Genomic DNA, 17,757 nt, shown 5'->3' on the forward strand with positions numbered 1-17,757 from the left:
GTTATTTAACGATAAATTCTGATTGGCTTAAAATACGATCGCCTAAAAACATTTCCACCTGCCAAGTTCCCGGTGGTGAAGTCGGACCCAACTGATGGCGACAGCGAGTATTCCAGACATTCTTATCAATTGTACGAGTTTGATAGCGATTTTGGTGGGCGAGTTGACCTAAAGGATTAATCCAATTACATCCTAATTCTAGTTGACGACCCTTGGGAGTTTGTTGTAACCTAACTTGATAGTAAACTGTGGGGGAGTTCTGACGGTCTATGATGTCAAAATGACTAACCCGGTCGAATCGTTCTAAGGTCAAACGGCTTTGATTTGGGTTAGCATAAACTTGGGCGATCGCCTGTTGTTGTTGATAAAACCACAGGGAACCGCCACCGACAATAGCTACAGAAGCTAATCCCAATCCTATCATCAAGATTCGGTTTCGCTTGGTTTCTGCCGCCAAGACTTCCCGACGGCGAACCTGCATCAGCGCCTGATCAAGATTTTCAGTAGGTAAATTTAATTCCTCCAGAATTTCTTGGACCTGTTGGCGATCGAGTTCAGTTTCCTGCATTTGCGATAGGCGTTCAACCTCAGCAATCACCTGATCTAACTGTTGTTGAGTAAGTTTATTATTCATGTTGTCGGGTAAAATCAGCTAAAACAATCGAAAATTCATATTTGATTACAACTTCAATTGACAATTAGCAAATTCCAGAGACTTAACAACTGATATCCTAAACAAATAGTATTAATATCTGTGGCATCCTTGAAACAATCATCAAGTTACTGGCAACTATTGCCCTATGTTCGTCCCCAGTCACGAACGATCACCAAAGCCCTAACCTGTACCCTCGTGTTTACCGCATTTTGGCCGCTATTAGCTTGGCTAATGGGTCAAATAGCCGGATATATTGGTCGGGGGGATGTAGAAGCGATCGCCCAAATTGCTGGGGTTGCTGCCATTATATTTCTAATTCGGGGAACTGTCCAATATGGTCAAGATACCCTGATGGCCAAAGCAGCCCTAAGCATCGCCCTAGACCTGCGAAAACAAGTATATAGTCATCTTCATCGGCTAAATGTTGGTTACTTTGAAACCGCCAAAACCGGAGACTTATCCTATCGTCTCACCGAAGATATAGATAAAATTGGCGAAGTCATTAACAAATTATTTCATCAATTTATCCCCTGCATTTTGCAGCTAATAGTCGTTCTCGGCTATATGCTTTATCTGAACTGGAAACTAACCCTAGCCACCCTAATTATTGCCCCTCTGATGGCGCTATTAATTGGCTGGTTTGGGGAAAAACTCCTCGCCTTTACCCGCCAAAGTCAAACCCGTATTTCTAACCTTTCCGCCCTCTTGACGGAAGTATTTAGCGGCATCCGTTTAGTGCAAGCCTTCGCCGCCGAAGATTACGAAATATCTCGATTTTCCCTAGAAGCAGAACATAACCGACAGGCGAAATTTTTGGCGGAAAGAATTAAAGCCCTACAGTTTGTAGTAGTGGGGTTTTTGGAAGCTATGAGTGTAGTCTTTTTGTTTTTCTTAGGAGGCTGGCAAATTTCCCAAGGTCAGCTAACCGGAACAGGTTTTATTAGTTATGTGACCGCCGTAGCTTTATTGATTGATCCGATTGCTTTAACCACCAGTAATTATAGTGATTTCAAACAGGGAGAAGCCTCCTGCGATCGCATTTTTGAACTATTCGCCATTCAGCCAAACGTCATAGAAAAACCTGATGCGATCGCCCTTCCTCACGTCAAAGGAAAAGTTGAATATCGTCATGTCAGCTTTACCTATCCCACCTTTACACAAAATAGCCATAATTACAGCCAAGATTCTGCCCCTAATAAGCCCGTTCTCGTCGATTTTAATCTCTTAGTAGAACCAGGGCAAATGGTAGCCTTAGTCGGTGCATCAGGGGCCGGAAAAAGCACAATTGTTAGCCTCCTCCCTAGATTTTATGATCGCCAACAGGGGCAAATTCTGATTGATGATATAGACATTCGAGATGTCACCCTTCCCAGTCTCCGTAGACAAATTGGCATAGTACCCCAGGAAGTGACATTATTTTCTGGTAATATTGCCCAAAACATTGCCTTTGGTCAAACTGATTATAATATTGAACAGGTAAAATCCGCCGCCCAAATCGCTAACGCCCATGATTTTATCAGCCAATTTCCCGAAGGTTATCAAACCATAGTAGGGGAACGGGGAGTCAACTTATCCGGTGGACAAAGACAACGAATTGCGATCGCCAGGGCTGTCTTATTAAACCCCAGAATCCTAATTCTGGATGAGGCGACATCATCCCTAGATTCCGAATCAGAAACCCTAATTCAACAAGCCTTAGAAAGACTCATGGAGGGTCGAACCGTTTTTATTATCGCCCACCGATTAGCCACCGTCCGCCGCTCCGATCGCATTTTAGTAGTTGAACATGGTACAATTACCGAATCCGGAACTCATACTGAATTATTAGCACTTGGTGGTCGTTATGCTTATTTCTATTCCCAGCAATTTAGCAGTTAGAGAATTGCCGAACACTATTCCTAGACTCATTCCTCCCATTCTCCTTCTCCCTAGTGCAACCATCCCGGTGGAGAATAGGAACAATTAACGGAAATCAGATCAAGTCTGTGGTAAATAGCTATTGATCTTGGTAAAATTCGAGGGGGAGATCTTGTCGGGAGTGTTCCCATAATCTCTGGCTCTGTACCCCAAGTGCCAAACCGACCTAAACAATCAATCGCGATCGCAATGGATGAACATCTTCAGCAAGCCTACTACGAAATTGTTTACAGTTTGCTTGTATACTCTCCAGAGAAATATCTGCAAGTCCTCCAAGGCAATATGGCCGTAATTGACGAGGATTTTGTGCCATTTTTACAGGAAGTTTGCCAAGTTCTTGTAGAGCGAAATTGTGAAGAAGATGCCCAACGATTAACAGAAATAGCCACTCAAATTCAAGAGTTTGGCAATGTCTCGACTCTCATTCAGCAGAAAATTCCAGCCCCACAACCCCAACCCGTCGCTCAACCTGTACCAGCAGTGGCGACCACAGCATCCTCCCAAGTTTCTGACCAACCAAAACCTGAGTTACCTGTCCTAACTCCTGAACAAATTACAGCTAAACAATCCCAAGCTGAGGAACTTTTCAAACAGGGAGTTCAACAGTTCCAAAATAATGAATTCCAGGAAGCCTTTAAATCTTGGCAAGAAGCCCTGATTCTTTATCAGGAAGTCAATAACCATCGCGGGGCGATTAATTGTTTGGGTAAATTAGGTAATATCTATCATTCTTTAGGACAATATGAACAAGCTATATCCGCCCATCAACAGTGTTTAGCTGTAGCCCGAAAAACTCAATATCCCCAGGGAGAAGCCAACGCCTACAGCAGTCTTGCCCATGTTTGCTATGCTATTGGTCAACATGATCAAGCCTTGTTTGGCTATCAGCAGGCTTTAGAAATTACCCAAAAAATTAACTATCGTTTTGGGGAGGTCAATGTGCTGGGTTCTTTGGGTCAATTATACTCTACTTTGGGGCGCTACGAAGAAGCGATCGCCCATACGAAAAAAGCCGCCGAAAAAGCCGAGGAATTAGGTTATAAATTCGGAGAAACCAGCTTTTTAGCTAGTTTGGGAAGTGCATATACTGCCATCAAACAGTATGATAACGCCACGGCAACCCACCATCAAGCCCTGAAAATTGCCCGCAGTATTAATTATAATTTTGGGGTGGCAAATAGCCTGAGTAATATGGGGATGACCTATCAAATTAAAGGAGATTTAGAGCAAGCGATCGCCTACCATAAACAGCATCTCCAGTTAACACAACAAATGCAGTCAAGCCAAGGACAAATAATCGCTTTACTCAATTTAGGCGATACCTATTATCGCCAAGGAGAAGCACAGAATGCCATTGACAACTATCAACAAGCCTTAGCGATCGCCAAAGAAACCGGAGACCTGCGCCAAGAAGTCAAAGCCCTTAATAATTTAGGTCAAACATACCAAACTATTAAAGACTTTGATAATGCGATTCAAGCCTTTGAACAAAGTTTAGAAAAAACCACACCTTTAACCCTTCCTATGCACTGTTTACTAGCAGCCAGACATCTGGGGGATATCGGCTTTTCGCAACAAAATTGGTCCTTGGCTATATCAGGTTATAGTCGAGCCATTGACACTGTAGAAAACAGTTACACAAATATTATTCCCGCCACTCATCGCCACGAAGTTACTAGGGAAGTCGCCGGGTTATATAGTCGCATGGTGCAGACCTGTATTAATGCTAATGAGCAGCAGTTAGCTTTTGAATATGGGGAACGTTTCCGCATTCAACATTTAGTCCGCTTGCTGTCTAATAATTATGCCGGAATAGATCAACAATTAACTGAACTTGTCGAAAAATATCAACGGCTTCAGCAGCAAATTGACACCCTCCATTTTCGCCGTCAGTCTGATGAAATGAAACAGTTTGCCGCAGCAGGAATTAGGATGAATAGTATTGCTATATTCCGGGCGGAAACGGCTACACTCAATGGTTTAGCCACTCAAAATGACCAATTGATTAATCAGATCCGCTCCCTAGACCCCTTCCTGGCGGGTCTGCTGCGAGTTGAACCGTGGAGTCAAGAAATCCTACAGACTTTCATACATTCTCGAACGGCTTTATTAAGTTTCTATACATCGGAAAAGTGCGCCTATATTTTTATAGTAAAACAGAGCAGTAATGATGATGCTTGGTCAGCTACAAACACCGTAGAAATTGCCCTGCATATATGTCCTGAACAACCAGGCGACAGCTTAGAAACTTGGTTGACTAATTATTGGCTAAAATTGGATATAGAAACTCCCAAAAATAGCCGCGATCGCATGAAAGATATGTTGGCAGAATTGGCTCAACGTCTGGATATAGACCGCCTAATTAGTGAACATCTTGTGGAAGTTGACGAACTGCTAATTATTCCGAATTTAGTCTTACATCGCTGTCCGTTTGTCGCTTTACCAATTGCTGGCGGCGAGGAATTTTTAGGCGATCGCTTCCGGGTCAGAATCGCCCCCAGTAGCCATATTCTCAATTTATCCCGTCAAGTTAGAGAAGCCCGCCAGTCTCAGCCTCAGTCTCCGATCACAGCATTAAACATCTCAACCCCATGGGGATTAATGGGCAATTCTCAACCTACCTCACTACTAGCAACTTATGAATGTGCAGCCTTAGCTCAACGCTATTCTATCCCCTCAGAACAGTTGCTAAATGACAATATTAACCTCAATCAGTATCAAAAATTACTGAAATCTGCCCAGGTTTTATATATCGGAAATCCCATGAGCTTTAATATGGATAATCCCCTATCCTCTCAACTCAATTTAGGCACAGAATCTATATCTCTACAAGACCTGTTCAATATGCGATCGCCCCAAATCCTAGAAGTATTCATTTCCCGCTGTCAGACCTATACAACAGCTTCAGACCAAAACCGCACCTCTTCCCTAATAGATCAACAATTCATCAACTTTAGTAGTGCCTTTCTGGGTATGGGAGCCACAACAGTTATTTATCCCCAATGGTCAGCCGGAGAAATTCCCACCGCCATTTTTAGCCAATTCTACTATCAATATCGTCAAGAATTAAGCCCCCTAGAAGCCCTAAAACAGGCTCAAATTCGACTCAGAAGTTTAACCAAAACCGAGTTAATGGAAACTTACCAGCCCGAATTAGAGAGCTATTTTGAGCAGGTGAAAACTCCCGAAAACCTGAAACAAATTAATGACCAAAAAACCATTTTAGCCAGCCTCAACTTACAAGAATTTCCTTTTGCTAACCCCTACTACTGGGCTGCATTTACCTTATCTGGGTTGGGTTAATATAAATACCTAATTATAAGATATAGCCGACCTTCCCTGAAACCCTCCTCTAATTCAGCTATCTAGCCGACTTTACCGACACAGGACACAATCAAGATTCTTTTGATCCTCATCCGGACTGAGAATCAACCCATTGAAAAATGAATTATAGAACTTGGATTAGGGGAGACCGATAATGCACGATATTAATCCTACAGTTAACTTCAGCGCCGCCGGGATGGCTGCCGAGATTTCCTCAGAGGATATGCGATCGCTTTTATATAAGATTGAGGCAGAATTGCACAAGAGCGAAGTTTATCAGATTGCTATGCAAAGCCTCCAAAAGATGTTAGGGGAAGCCGCCACTAAAGCTGAAATAGTCATCAAAGCAGTTGGTAGAGAGGCGATCCAGCTTTCTGTTAAACAGTTAATCAGACAGCAGAGAATGATGTTAGTCAGCGCCGATCAAACCGTCATTATCCCACCGCCGCAGCCTTCCGTCCATTCTCCAACACCTCAGCCCACATCTGAAACCTCCTCATCCCCGTCAAAAGTAGAAGTATCTGCCAAAAAACCCAAACCTCCAACAGATAATTCTCCCGTATCCTCACCAGAGGATCACGATAAATCCCATAGCCAATTAAAAACCCGTCAAAAAGATCCCACCCCCAAACCCAAGACCACCACAGCCAAGAAGAAAAAACCTCAAAAACTCACCCGCGCACAAGAGGCGGAAAAATCTCAAAAAAGGCGGGAAAATTGCCTGTGTCAAATTGGCAAAAAATTACAAAAAACCCGCGCCGATAAGGGCATAACCTTAGCAGAAATTCATCATCACACTCTCATCCCAGTTAAAGTTATACAAGCGATCGAAAAAGGTCAAATAGATCGCCTACCCGAAGATATCTATTTGAGAGGGTTTATATGTCGTTTAGGCAATGCTCTCGGACTTAACGGCAGTGCTTTAGCCGGATTCCTACCCACTCCCAATCCTGACCCGACCCTAGTTCGTTCGTGGTCAAAAATTGAATTAGACTCTAGGTTTTATCTGAATTCTGTTCACCTATATCTGGGTTATACCGCCATTTTAGCAGCTTCCCTGGGTGGCATTGCTTGGATAGCGGATCAACCTCTCCCAGAAACTGAATTACCCCCAGATCTACCTGAGATTAAACCCGATAGTAAATCTGAATCCGAAGCCAAATCAGCCGTACCAGGTTTAAAAAACCATCAGCAAGGTATTGTTTTAGGAGCAGATATCGCCCCACCCGAAAGAATCTCCCCAGAATTAATCCCACAGGAATTAATCAGCATGGAGTTAAGCAACTTTATTCATAACCCCTAACGGTTGTAATAAGAGTTACTTTTACGCAAATATTTATATTGCTCAGGGTCTTTAGATCCCTTAGTCACGGGATGAGTAGCTGTGGTGGCAGTTTTGTGTTCCTCCTCATCCCCTACCAAGGGAGTCGAATTTCTCAACAAATCCCGCTGAACAGCAGCCAAAGCCTGACGCACTGCTATTTTTACCTGCTCATAACAGTCCTCAGTCCCCCGCCGCTTTTGATGTAGCCATCCTTCTCTACTGCAAGCATACAGAGGTGGTAAACGGTTTAAAGCATAGGTTTCTACCTCCACCCGTTTAATATATTGAGTTAGCCGAGGAGACATCGAAACTAACTGTCGTCGGACTTCCTCAGACACTAGATCTTCCATAACATTATGGTATTTCCTGGATTTAATAGTTGCCATAATCTCAATCCCCCAAGATTTACAAAAACCCGGATTAGCCATAACTCCACCGGGCTTAATATTTGTTACCTAAGCAAAACACCCTATCAAATACTTTCACAGTTGTCTCTTATTCACTATTACAGTAAACGTCTCGCACCAATACTTTCATTTTAACACTAAATCTGTTAAGTCTTCTAGGGTTTGCAGTTCACTATCCCCCGCCAAATAGCCAATACCTCGGTGTAAATGTAGCCGAAATTGTTGTTCGAGGGTTTCCGGCGAAGTTCCTAAGCCATCCTCATAACAGCGTTGTTTGAGAGCAGTTGTTAAAATATTAGACATCTCACCCGCAAACACTCGCCAGGTTAGTTCCACATTACTATAATTAGCGATCGGCACCGGAGAAGGGGGACTCGACTCCCCAAGGGAACGACAGAAACCCCAGCGACATAAAATATTCCATTGGTCAATTTTAGTGATTCGTTTCAGTTTAATCAATTGGTCCTTAGCTGTTTCCGATAAGCGAAAACGCTCAACTGGTGATTCCATAATCTCAGTAACTCTCTAACAGTTTCTGTTAAAAGTTATACATCATTTCTGATACAGCCTACAGTATTACTACCAAATAAGTTCGCCTTTTCAAGTTTAGCATTCCTTAAATCAGCCCCACTTAAATTAGCATGACGAATTAAAGTACAACTCAAATCAGCACCAGTAAATTTAACATTACTTAAATCAGCACGAGTCAAATCAGCACCCTTTAAATTACTCTGACTTAGATTAGCACCCCGCAAACAAGCACTTCGTAAACGACTTTTACTGAGGTCAACTCTTATTAACTCAGCATCCCGTAAATCGCTGCGGTTAAAATTAACTCGTCTCAGCTTCGCTCCATTAAAATTACCTTCTGTAATATTAGCTTGATAAAAGTTGGCTCTGTATAAATTAGCACCCTTTAAATTAGCACCCTGTAAGTCCGCACCTCTAAGATCTGCACCTTCTAAATGTGCCCCTTCTAAATTACCCCCTCGCAGGTTCGCATTGCGTAAATTAACCCCCCGTAGATTAGCATGAGCTAAATTAGCCTGGTTTAACTTAGCTGATTCTAAATTGGCATTACTTAGATCTGCACCCTTTAGGTCACAGCCTTCTAAACTGGCTGCCATTAAATTAGCTTCAATTAAACAAGCCGATCGCAAATTCGCTCGTTGTAACTTAGCAGTTGTTAGACTCGCATAACTCAGATTAACCTCTTCCAGATCTGCACGTCTTAGGTCTGCTTTTACCAGACTTGCCTCTTGCAGATTCGCTCCCTTCAGATTAGCAACAGCTAATTTAGAACCGTTAAGAATAGCATGGCTTAGGTTGGCTTTCGCTAAATTTACCAGTCGCAAATCTAGTTGAATTAAACTCATTCCCTCGAGGTTTTTTTCTCGCATATCCGCACCTGTTAAATCCATCTTTTTCAGGTTAACTCCTTTTAAGTTGGTCTGGCGCAGGTCTAGTCCTTGGAACTGAGAAAATAGCCGAGATGTTTCTAGCTCAGTGGCTGATGGTAAGATGCCATCCTCAGATTTAATTGAGACTAAATTATACTGAATATTTTCGGTGAATAAAGTAGAGACTAAGTTAAAAACCTCTAAAAACTGGATGACAATTTTACATTGCTGTTCATCGGAATTTTGATAATAACTAATAATCCTAGAAATGCACAAATCCAGATGCTCTCGACTGTTCGGAGAAATTAAAACTACTTTCATTAAAATAATTGCTAATGTCAAATGAGTAGCGTGCTTCATTGACAAAGTGAAATTAGGGGAAGGATTACCATTACTCCTCATGGTCAAAAATTCCAGTGTCTGATTACAAACTATCTGGATCATATTGGCATTCATCTGACGATCGCTCCATTGGTTGCCTAAATCATTTAGCATTTTATCTAGGCGGGAACTAATCACATTGAAGGGATGTTTGGAGTCAACATTCACCATTAAATAATCATAAAACTTATGTTTAAAGTCTCCGTATTTTAAGGGTTCTACTTGTTCTAAAAAATGGTCGGCTTTGACTTTGCTTTGGGAGACACTTTGAGTAGAAATAGCCTTTTTAATTAGAGTAATAACTTCCGCACCCAGATGAGTAGGATTTTTTAAATCCTTATGGGGATAACTGGCAGACTCAGAACGGGATAAATACATAGCTAATTCAAACTTGTATTTGTCCCGGAGTTGTTGTGATAAATTTCTCGCTACTTCTCGATGTTCCCAAGAGTTGTCAGGATTAGCATATTGAGAAACTAATAAATAGGTTTTATAGCGATCGCTCCAATTCTGATTAACCGTTACCTGTGTGACTGCCTTAATATCTTGATAATCAGAACTATTTAAAAATTTAATTAACCAATTATGTAAACAAATATGCTCTTCATCATCACCCCCAAAATCCTGCTGTCTAACTTCATTCAGCTTGGCAATTAGTTTTTGTACACACTCAGAATATCTCCCCACATACCAGTTATTGATTAAAATATAACAAGTGCGCTTGATTAATTCTTGAAATTTTTGCTGTTGATTTTTAGCAATCAGGTATTTCAAACTTTGTTTGATTTCCCGGTCAACCGGGCCAGAAAATTTCAGAAATATTGCTTCAAACTTAGCCAAAACTTCATCGGGTTTTTCCTGTTTTACCCTCTCGATAAAATACTGATAAATTTTCTCCTGTACTCTCTCAGTATCCGACTGATTATGATAGAATGACGAGGATTTTTCTCCCTGCTCATAAGTTCCACTAGGTTTGTCAAAACTTGCCATTGATAGCCCCCTTGAATTGCCCTACATTTACCATAATTGACCGAAATCAACCCGCAAATATCTACCGTTTTTGATTAAGCGTGTTCAGTCTAATTGAAGCTGTAAAGTCACTGTCAAAATTTGATCAAATTTGGGGATTTCCTCAGCCACAGCCAGCACTTACCTAGCAGCTATACCATTGTCAAAGGGGTGAGACTGGCTGTGTCTATGGTATGGACAAAATGAACTAACTTGATATTCCTCAACATGAAGCCTAAGAACGCAGCCGACGAGCGATCGGTTCCAAATTAGGATCAGTGCGAGCCTCTTTCCCATATCGGGGATTTAAGTTAATAGCCTGTTCCAGATGTTCCGTCGCCAAATCAACCTGACTATTTATGGCATAAGCCATAGCCAAATTATAGCAAGCATCAGCATAATCTGGTTGCACCTCTAAGGCCCGTTTAAAGCTATCTATTGCGATCGCATCCTGCTCCAATTTTAGCAAAGTATAACCCCGATAATTCCAGGCTTTGGCCAAACTCGGATCACAGTGAGTCGCCACATCAAAAGACTTAACCGCCTCCTCATAACGTTCTAACACATCCAAAGCCATACCCCTATTTAACCAAGCCACCCCATCATCTTGATGCACCTTCACCGCTCGATCAAAAGACTCAAACGCTTCGGAGTGGCGCTGTAACTTTCCAAGAGCCACACCCCGATCAACCCAAGCCTGATGGTAATCTGGCTTCAATTCTAACGCTCGATCATAGCAAGCGATCGCCTCCTCAAGCCGCCTCAAACGGCTTAAAGTCATACCCCTATTTAACCAAGCTCGATAATCATCAGGTTTCCGCGTCACCACCTGATTAAACATTTCTAAAGCCGTCTCAAACTCACCCTTAGCAAAATAGGAATTACCCTGATGCACATAATCTTCCGCCGTCATAAACAGCTCAGGATTTGCCGCCTTAATCTTAGCCAGTTCCTCATTAACCCCTGCTAACTTCTGCAAAATTTCTGACAAAGCAGACTCAGCGATAAAAGTCGGCGAAATCTCAGCCAACTCCTGCAAAATTCGTTGTTTATCAGTAGTCGCAGACTCTTGCAGCATCACCAATTGTGCCAAGATTTCATCCTTTTGATTTTCTGCTGCCGAATAAACCGTTCCCAACTGTTGAATAATCCGCTGTTTTTCCGATTCTGCATCAGACTGCATCACCGCCAACTGTTCAGACAATGTACTTTCAAACTTATCTAATTTCTGGAAAGTACCATCTTTGCGATCGCGAATTTCCGTTTTCAAACCATTTAACTGACTTCCCACATCAGTTTGCAATATTTCCAACTCTTGTAAAACCCGCTGTTTCTGATTTTGAATTCCCGTTTGCGCCTCCGTCACCTGAGCCACAAACTCACTTTCCAATTGTTTAAGAGACTGAAACTTATCCCGAATCCGATCTTGAATTTTCAACTGAGCGTCAGCAATTTGAGTCGCCAGAGTCTCCCCTAACCTCTCCAAATCTGATAAAGCCACTTCCACCTTCTTCTGAGCTGCCAATTCCGCTTCCTCACGAATATTTGACAGTTGAGGCGAAAAATCCGCCGCCATTTGGCTGATATTTTCTAACACCAAATCCCGTTGTTTTCTCACTTCCTGTTGTAACTGCGCCAACTGAGTAGCAAACTCCCGTTCCGCACCCTTTAACAGAGACAATACCGCTTGTTTTTGTTCATTAACATCATCTGGCACTCTCGAAATATCCCGCGTTGATACTTCCCCAAGCTGTTTCAAATTATCAACAATTAACCTTTGTTCCTGTTGCGTCTGCCCCTGCAATTGTGCTAATTCTGTAGAAAATTGACCAGCCGACTCCTGCAACTCCTCAAACCAGGCCTCTCGCCGATTTCCCAAATCATTATGAACCTGAGAAAATTCATTTTCCAGAGTATCCACCAACCTCTGTAAATCCTGTTGAGCCAACTCCCCCCGTTCATCCACCTGTTGCTTCAGCTCTCCCATACGAGCCGTTAATTCCCGTTGTAAATGTTCCCGGGTTTCCCGTAGTTTCTGAATCTGCTCCTCAAACTTTAGTAGCACCTGTTCCCTCGACTTCACGAACTCAGATTGCATAGCGTTCATTTCTTCTCGCCGAGTTCCCAGATCTTGCTCAAAACCCTCAGCTTGCTGATTCAATTGACCAGCTAACACCTCGGTATTTTTCATCAAAGTTTGTACCTGTTCATTCCCACTGGTGATTTTATTTTCCAAGTCCCCCAGTTCGTTTAGATGGGTTTCCACAATTCCAGTAACTTCATGAATGACCGATCGCCGTAAAATCCATAAAGCAGCGATCGCCGCCGCCAACAGCAAAGCCAACAACAACAGCAGCAGATTAAACAAAGCCATTGTCCGGCTAAAAATTTGGTTCGCTTCCGCCTGTACCGCCTCCTGTAGTCGCAGTTCATTCTGTAATCGTTCCACCTCCGCCGGACTGACCTCGACGGGGTTAGACTGACTACGGGCCACATCAACCGACAGCACAAAGGCTGAGATCATAATACTACTTACGGACATTAATGCTAAAACGGCTCGATTCTGGCGCTGCATTACAATTCCTTCCTTAAAATCAGAGTCAGTCGAGAACAGCCGGAACTGCCCTGCTTGTATATTTAATAATCATTCTAGTCTATCGCGATTTTGCCATAGCCTGGCTCATTCTGCCAGACATGGCTTGGGAAAATACCAGCCACATGGTATAGTGGCGATCGCGCGGTCAATTTTTGCTCCACCATGACACCATTATCCCAAATCCCATTGCACCAGCAGTCTCTGTCCCTTGACCATCAGACCCTCACTCAGGTTTTGGTTCAGACTCCAAACCTCTTGATTATTCAGGACTTGGATGGGGTTTGTATGGGATTGGTCAAAGATCCCCTTGATCGCCAGATTAGTTTAGATTATGTGCGCGCCGCTTCCCTGTTAGATGGTCATTTTTACGTTTTGACCAATGGAGAACATATCGGCACTCGTGGCGTAAATGGTATTATTGAACGAGCCGTTGGTGATCCGAACTTAGTAACCAAACAAGGGCTTTATCTTCCCGGTTTAGCCGGGGGCGGCGTGCAATGGCAAAATCGCCAAGGACAAGTATCTCATCCAGGCGTTACTGATGCTGAGTTGGAATTTTTGGCGATCGTTCCCCGTGAAATTCGCGCCCGATTAGAAAGATTTTGTCAGACACATCAGGATATTTTTGCCCCTGAAGATATAGAAAAATGTATTGATGCTTCCGTTTTGGATAATCAAGCCTCACCAACCGCTAACTTAAACTCATTTTACGATCGCCTCCATAACCACCATCAAGTTTATGCCGACTTACAACAAGACATTCATCAGTTAATGATCGAGTTATTAGAAAAAGCCAAAGCCCAAGGCTTAGAAAACTCATTTTTTGTTCACTATGCCCCCAATTTAGGGCGAGATACACAGGGTAAAGAAATTCTACGTCCGGCAAAATTAGGAGACTCTGGTACTACGGATTTTCAGTTTATGATTAGGGGTGCAATTAAAGAAGCTGGGGTTTTAGCTTTGTTGAATCGTTACTATTTTCAACAAACCGGCAGTTATCCCCTCGGCGCAGATTTTAATGTCCGCCAGTGTCCCCAGGCGATCGCTGATCTATTAGAGTTAGTCAAAGCTAATTTTGATCCCCAACAAATGCCTTTAATCGTCGGCGTAGGTGATACCGTAAATAGCCAATCTCAAGAGCTAGATGGTCAATTAGAAATCCGTCGTGGTGGAAGCGATCGCAACTTTTTATTATTAATTCAGGAAATTGGCAAAGCATTCCATACCGGAAATATTATTATCTATGTAGATAGTTCCCAGGGAGAAGTGAAAAATCGCCAGCCTCTTAAATTAGGAACCAATGAAGATGGAATACTAGAAGTAGTGGCTGGACCCGGCGACCCCCTAGACACAGAAGATCCCCTCACCCTCAATGTCGCATTTCCTCAAGGACATCTCCAATATATTGACTTTTTCCAAAAAGTTGCCCAAGGTAGATGCAGTTCATAGAGCAGCCGCATCAACTGTTATCCTTTCCTGTTTCACCATCAAAACAGCCTTGAATTATATCAAATAATCATCGTCAACCCGGGTGAGCAAAACCAGTAGACCCCGATTATAAACCAAAATTATATATATATTATCTTCCCATAAGTCCAGAACCAGGATGATATTTGAATTGATCTATTTTGTTTGTCCTGAAACCTTGCCTTGTCCACCGAACCCTTACATTAGGGCTGACCCAGTTCAGGGATATGTATAGCAGCACATAGTCAAGTCTTCACTGAAAGACTAGACTCTGAGACCAAAACATACTACAATCCACATCGGTTCACCAGGATTGACTCAAACCAGAAAACTGGTTATAACTTCCAGTGAAATTCTGCGTTTGAGAAAAAAAATATGCCAAACTGCTAGGGTGTCATCTTAGCAATAGCTTTCTCGTATTCCAGTCAACCGAGTTTGCCAGTGCTGTTTGTGCATAGTCTAAGTTGTATCGTATCAACATAGCCAAGATAGCGTTGAATAAAGAATTAATCAAAATTGGGGGCGTAAACACCAGTGGGCTTTTTTAATCGCTTTTCCTTATCACGGGACATGGGCATCGACCTAGGAACCGCAAACACCCTCATTTATGTATCAGGAAAGGGAATAGTTCTGCAAAAACCATCCGTAGTTGCCATTAACGAAGACGACAAAACACCATTAGCCGTGGGAGAATCTGCCAAAAAAATGTTAGGCCGTACCCCTAAAAACGTCAGTGTTGTACGTCCTCTGCGTAATGGGGTGGTGGCAGATGTAGAAGCGACAGAACAGATGCTGAGAGTATTTATCCGGGAAGTTAATGACGGGAAAAAACACCTTTTTGCTCCTCGGATTGTAATTGCCGTTCCCAGTGGTGTGACTGGGCTAGAACGACGGGCCGTAATTGAAGCGGCCACCCAAGCCGGAGCCGGAGATGTCAAACTGCTAGATCAATCCATCGCCGCAGCTATTGGCGCTGGTCTTCCGGTGGTAGATCCCACAGGCAATATGATAGTTGATATTGGTGGCGGAACCACAGAAGTAGCTGTACTCAGCCTAGAAGGAAACGTGCTGAGTGAGTCCCTCCGAGTCGCCGGGGATGACCTAAACGAGGCGATCATCCAATATATGAAAAAAGTCCATAATTTAGTAATTGGGGATCAAACCGCTGAAGAGATTAAAATAAATCTAGGTTCAGCTTATCCTATTGATGGCGAAGAACAATCTATTATGGAAGTCAGGGGGATTCATTTACTCTCAGGATTACCTAGGACTGTCACCATTAAAGCCGCAGAAATCCGCGAGAGTATGCTAGAACCACTATCAGACATTATTACAGCCATTAAGCGCACCCTAGAGCTAACCCCCCCAGAACTAGCCGCCGATATTATTGATCGAGGGATTATGTTAACCGGGGGAGGAGCTCTGATGAGAGGCTTAGATGCTCTGATTAGTCACGAAACTGGTATTGTCACCCATGTGGCTACAGATCCCCTTTCCTGTGTAGTATTGGGAACTGGACGGGTTTTAGAGAATATGGAACAGTTTGAACGGGTATTTACACGACAATCACAAAATCCGTAGCTGTTTGGTTAAATAATTTGTGTAGGCTGCTGCGGAGGAATAGATGGGTACACGCACCTGGTGGAATCGATACGGTTCACAATTAGCACTGCTAAGTTTAGCAGTTTTCACAGCATTATGGGTAAGACAAACCCAAGGTGCTGCACTGTTTGAGGTTTATTATTGGATAACTCGCCCGTTTCAAATTCAATCTGAACAAAGATTGGAACAACAACAACAAGCTGAGTCCCTGAATCCTATTATCCAAGGACTTGAAGCTAGAGTTGAAGAATTGGAACAGCAAAACAAAAGGTTAGGAGAACTGGTAGACTATGTTTCCACTAGACCTAATTTTAAAGGTGTGGTGGCTCCGGTGATTGCCCGTAGTCCTGACCATTGGTGGCAACAGATAACTTTGGGGCGGGGAAGTCAAGCGGGTGTTAAAGAAAACGCCTTAGTGATAGGACCAGGTGGTTTAGTGGGACGCATTATTAGTGTCACCCCCAACACCAGTAAAGTTCTGCTGGTGACTGACCCTACCAGTCGCATTGGTGTGGCTGTCGCGCGTAGTCGTCAGATGGGTTATTTGCAGGGTCTCAATAACAATCAGGGAGTTATGGTATTTTTTAATACTGTTCCTGATGTTCAACCGGGAGATGTGGTGACAACTTCAGTATTTAGCCAAATCTTACCTCCGGGTTGGCCAGTGGGTAAGGTGGTATCTGTCGATATTAACAAAGCCACAGGACCAGAGGCAGCGATCGCATTTTTTGCTCCCCTTGATTCCTTAGAGTGGGTGGTGGTTTACCAAAATCAGCAACAGTCTTCAGCCTTGAATAACCCATCACTCCCAGAGTAGGCGCAAGTTCAGATGATTGGTGAACTCGTCCGTACAAATGATTTGGATAATCCAATTTTTAAGATTTAAATGTATATCACAAATGGTCAATTACTAAATGCTCTGATTAATGTGGGTTCTGCGATCGCCTGTATTTTATTGATGCTCGTCAGAGTCCCTGGTATTGATATGTTTGGCATTGGTCCTAATTGGCCGGTCATCTGGTTAGTAGCTTGGAGTCTCAGGCGATCGCTTCCCCAGGCTATTATTGCTGGTTTAGTCATGGGTTTCTTGAGTGATAGCATCAGCGCCCCACAGCCTAGCCATGCGGTTCCATTAGTCATTGCTGCCGTCATCACCTTCGTACTTTCTAAGTTGTTGCTCAAGAATATTCAAGAAGATTTTATCTCCGTGGCTATGATTGTATTTGGCATGGCGATCATCGTCGAGATGATCAGAGCCTTACAATTTAGCCAATGGGGCTTAGGAACCATTACAAATGATTTGGCAGACATTTGGAGCGATCGCCAAAAAATTGCCATCAGTTCAGCCATACTCAGTAGTTTATTGGCTCCTGTGGTCTACTTTCCCCTCAGTCGTTGGTGGAAATTCCACCAAAAATATCATCAAATCCCATCTCTGAGAAACCGTTAAACCTAATCCCCAATGCAGCAAGTCCTAACCGCCCAACTCAAACCAAACCCCTCTCGATCGCAATAAAAGCTATTTGGAGACAAGTTAGTTGGGCTGATCGCCGTAGGGGTCGATTCAGCAGTCGCATTTTGGGGAGCATGATTTAATCTCAAATTAGGTTAATATTTTAGGGCAATACGGTATAAGAAGCGAGAATAGGTGCGAGACGTTTAGGAATCAAATAAGA

Annotated in this window: 12 protein-coding genes; 7 read left to right on the forward strand and 5 right to left on the reverse strand. The window is 43.0% G+C overall.

What is annotated here, in order from left to right:
• Nucleotide 1 precedes the first annotated feature (1 nt).
• Complete coding sequence (locus P5674_RS09280; RefSeq protein ID WP_315669953.1) at nt 2–634, reverse strand: hypothetical protein; 633 nt, start codon at nt 632–634, stop codon at nt 2–4.
• A 120-nt stretch (nt 635–754) separates the two neighbouring features.
• Here P5674_RS09280 and P5674_RS09285 point away from each other — a divergent pair, with 120 nt between their 5' ends.
• The 3 genes from P5674_RS09285 (at nt 755) to P5674_RS09295 (ending at nt 7,199) form a co-directional block, all read left to right on the forward strand.
• On the forward strand, nt 755–2,533 hold the full coding sequence (locus P5674_RS09285; RefSeq protein WP_014277555.1) for an ABC transporter ATP-binding protein: 1,779 nt from the start codon (nt 755–757) through the stop codon (nt 2,531–2,533).
• A gap of 228 nt (nt 2,534–2,761) precedes the next feature.
• Nucleotides 2,762–5,875 carry a CHAT domain-containing protein gene (locus P5674_RS09290; RefSeq protein WP_006619853.1) on the forward strand — a complete coding sequence of 1,038 codons (3,114 nt, stop codon included), beginning with the start codon at nt 2,762–2,764 and terminating at the stop codon, nt 5,873–5,875.
• Between the two features lie 175 nt (nt 5,876–6,050).
• Entirely contained in the window at nt 6,051–7,199 is a 1,149-nt protein-coding gene (locus tag P5674_RS09295; RefSeq protein ID WP_006619854.1) for a helix-turn-helix domain-containing protein, read from the forward strand.
• On the opposite strand, the gene P5674_RS09300 is transcribed toward P5674_RS09295, so the two are convergent.
• The 4 genes from P5674_RS09300 to P5674_RS09315 form a co-directional block, all read right to left on the reverse strand.
• Nucleotides 7,196–7,606: a late competence development ComFB family protein gene (locus tag P5674_RS09300; protein WP_235181486.1), complete on the reverse strand. Its 411-nt coding sequence runs from the start codon at nt 7,604–7,606 to the stop codon at nt 7,196–7,198. The genes P5674_RS09295 and P5674_RS09300 overlap by 4 nt on opposite strands.
• Nucleotides 7,607–7,753: 147 nt before the next feature.
• The gene (gene dndE, locus P5674_RS09305; protein WP_006619856.1) at nt 7,754–8,137 is read right to left on the reverse strand and encodes a DNA sulfur modification protein DndE; all 384 of its coding nucleotides are present in this window, start codon (nt 8,135–8,137) and stop codon (nt 7,754–7,756) included.
• Between the two features lie 35 nt (nt 8,138–8,172).
• Nucleotides 8,173–10,398, reverse strand: a complete 2,226-nt coding sequence (locus tag P5674_RS09310; protein ID WP_006619857.1) for a pentapeptide repeat-containing protein — start codon at nt 10,396–10,398, stop codon at nt 8,173–8,175.
• Between the two features lie 253 nt (nt 10,399–10,651).
• Nucleotides 10,652–12,991, reverse strand: coding sequence for a tetratricopeptide repeat protein (locus P5674_RS09315; protein ID WP_006619858.1), 2,340 nt, complete (start codon nt 12,989–12,991; stop codon nt 10,652–10,654).
• 183 nt (nt 12,992–13,174) lie between these two features.
• On the opposite strand from P5674_RS09315, the gene stpA reads away from it, so the two are divergent.
• The 4 genes from stpA (at nt 13,175) to mreD (ending at nt 17,531) form a co-directional block, all read left to right on the forward strand.
• A complete protein-coding gene (gene stpA / locus P5674_RS09320; RefSeq protein WP_006619859.1) occupies nt 13,175–14,461 on the forward strand; it encodes a glucosylglycerol 3-phosphatase in 1,287 nt (428 codons plus the stop codon).
• 588 nt (nt 14,462–15,049) lie between these two features.
• Nucleotides 15,050–16,060 (forward strand): rod shape-determining protein, encoded by a 1,011-nt coding sequence (locus tag P5674_RS09325; RefSeq protein WP_035737285.1) that lies wholly within the window; start codon nt 15,050–15,052, stop codon nt 16,058–16,060.
• Nucleotides 16,061–16,103: 43 nt separating this feature from the next.
• Nucleotides 16,104–16,898, forward strand: a complete 795-nt coding sequence (mreC, locus tag P5674_RS09330; RefSeq protein ID WP_006619861.1) for a rod shape-determining protein MreC — start codon at nt 16,104–16,106, stop codon at nt 16,896–16,898.
• A 69-nt stretch (nt 16,899–16,967) separates the two neighbouring features.
• Nucleotides 16,968–17,531, forward strand: coding sequence for a rod shape-determining protein MreD (mreD, locus tag P5674_RS09335; protein ID WP_006619862.1), 564 nt, complete (start codon nt 16,968–16,970; stop codon nt 17,529–17,531).
• Nucleotides 17,532–17,757 lie beyond the last annotated feature (226 nt).

The organism is Limnospira sp. PMC 289.06 (assembly GCF_032350395.1).
In the GTDB taxonomy this organism is placed as follows: domain Bacteria; phylum Cyanobacteriota; class Cyanobacteriia; order Cyanobacteriales; family Microcoleaceae; genus Limnospira; species Limnospira platensis.

What these genes read in the sequence shown, in the direction of transcription:
- mreC (WP_006619861.1), top strand. Translation starts at nt 16,104, where the DNA reads ATGGGTACACGCACCTGGTGGAATCGATACGGTTCACAATTAGCACTG.
- P5674_RS09325 (WP_035737285.1), top strand. Translation starts at nt 15,050, where the DNA reads ATGGGCATCGACCTAGGAACCGCAAACACCCTCATTTATGTATCAGGA.
- mreD (WP_006619862.1), top strand. Translation starts at nt 16,968, where the DNA reads ATGTATATCACAAATGGTCAATTACTAAATGCTCTGATTAATGTGGGT.
- P5674_RS09280 (WP_315669953.1), bottom strand. Translation starts at nt 634, where the DNA reads ATGAATAATAAACTTACTCAACAACAGTTAGATCAGGTGATTGCTGAG.
- P5674_RS09300 (WP_235181486.1), bottom strand. Translation starts at nt 7,606, where the DNA reads ATGGCAACTATTAAATCCAGGAAATACCATAATGTTATGGAAGATCTA.
- P5674_RS09310 (WP_006619857.1), bottom strand. Translation starts at nt 10,398, where the DNA reads ATGGCAAGTTTTGACAAACCTAGTGGAACTTATGAGCAGGGAGAAAAA.
- dndE (WP_006619856.1), bottom strand. Translation starts at nt 8,137, where the DNA reads ATGGAATCACCAGTTGAGCGTTTTCGCTTATCGGAAACAGCTAAGGAC.
- P5674_RS09290 (WP_006619853.1), top strand. Translation starts at nt 2,762, where the DNA reads ATGGATGAACATCTTCAGCAAGCCTACTACGAAATTGTTTACAGTTTG.
- P5674_RS09295 (WP_006619854.1), top strand. Translation starts at nt 6,051, where the DNA reads ATGCACGATATTAATCCTACAGTTAACTTCAGCGCCGCCGGGATGGCT.
- stpA (WP_006619859.1), top strand. Translation starts at nt 13,175, where the DNA reads ATGACACCATTATCCCAAATCCCATTGCACCAGCAGTCTCTGTCCCTT.
- P5674_RS09315 (WP_006619858.1), bottom strand. Translation starts at nt 12,991, where the DNA reads ATGCAGCGCCAGAATCGAGCCGTTTTAGCATTAATGTCCGTAAGTAGT.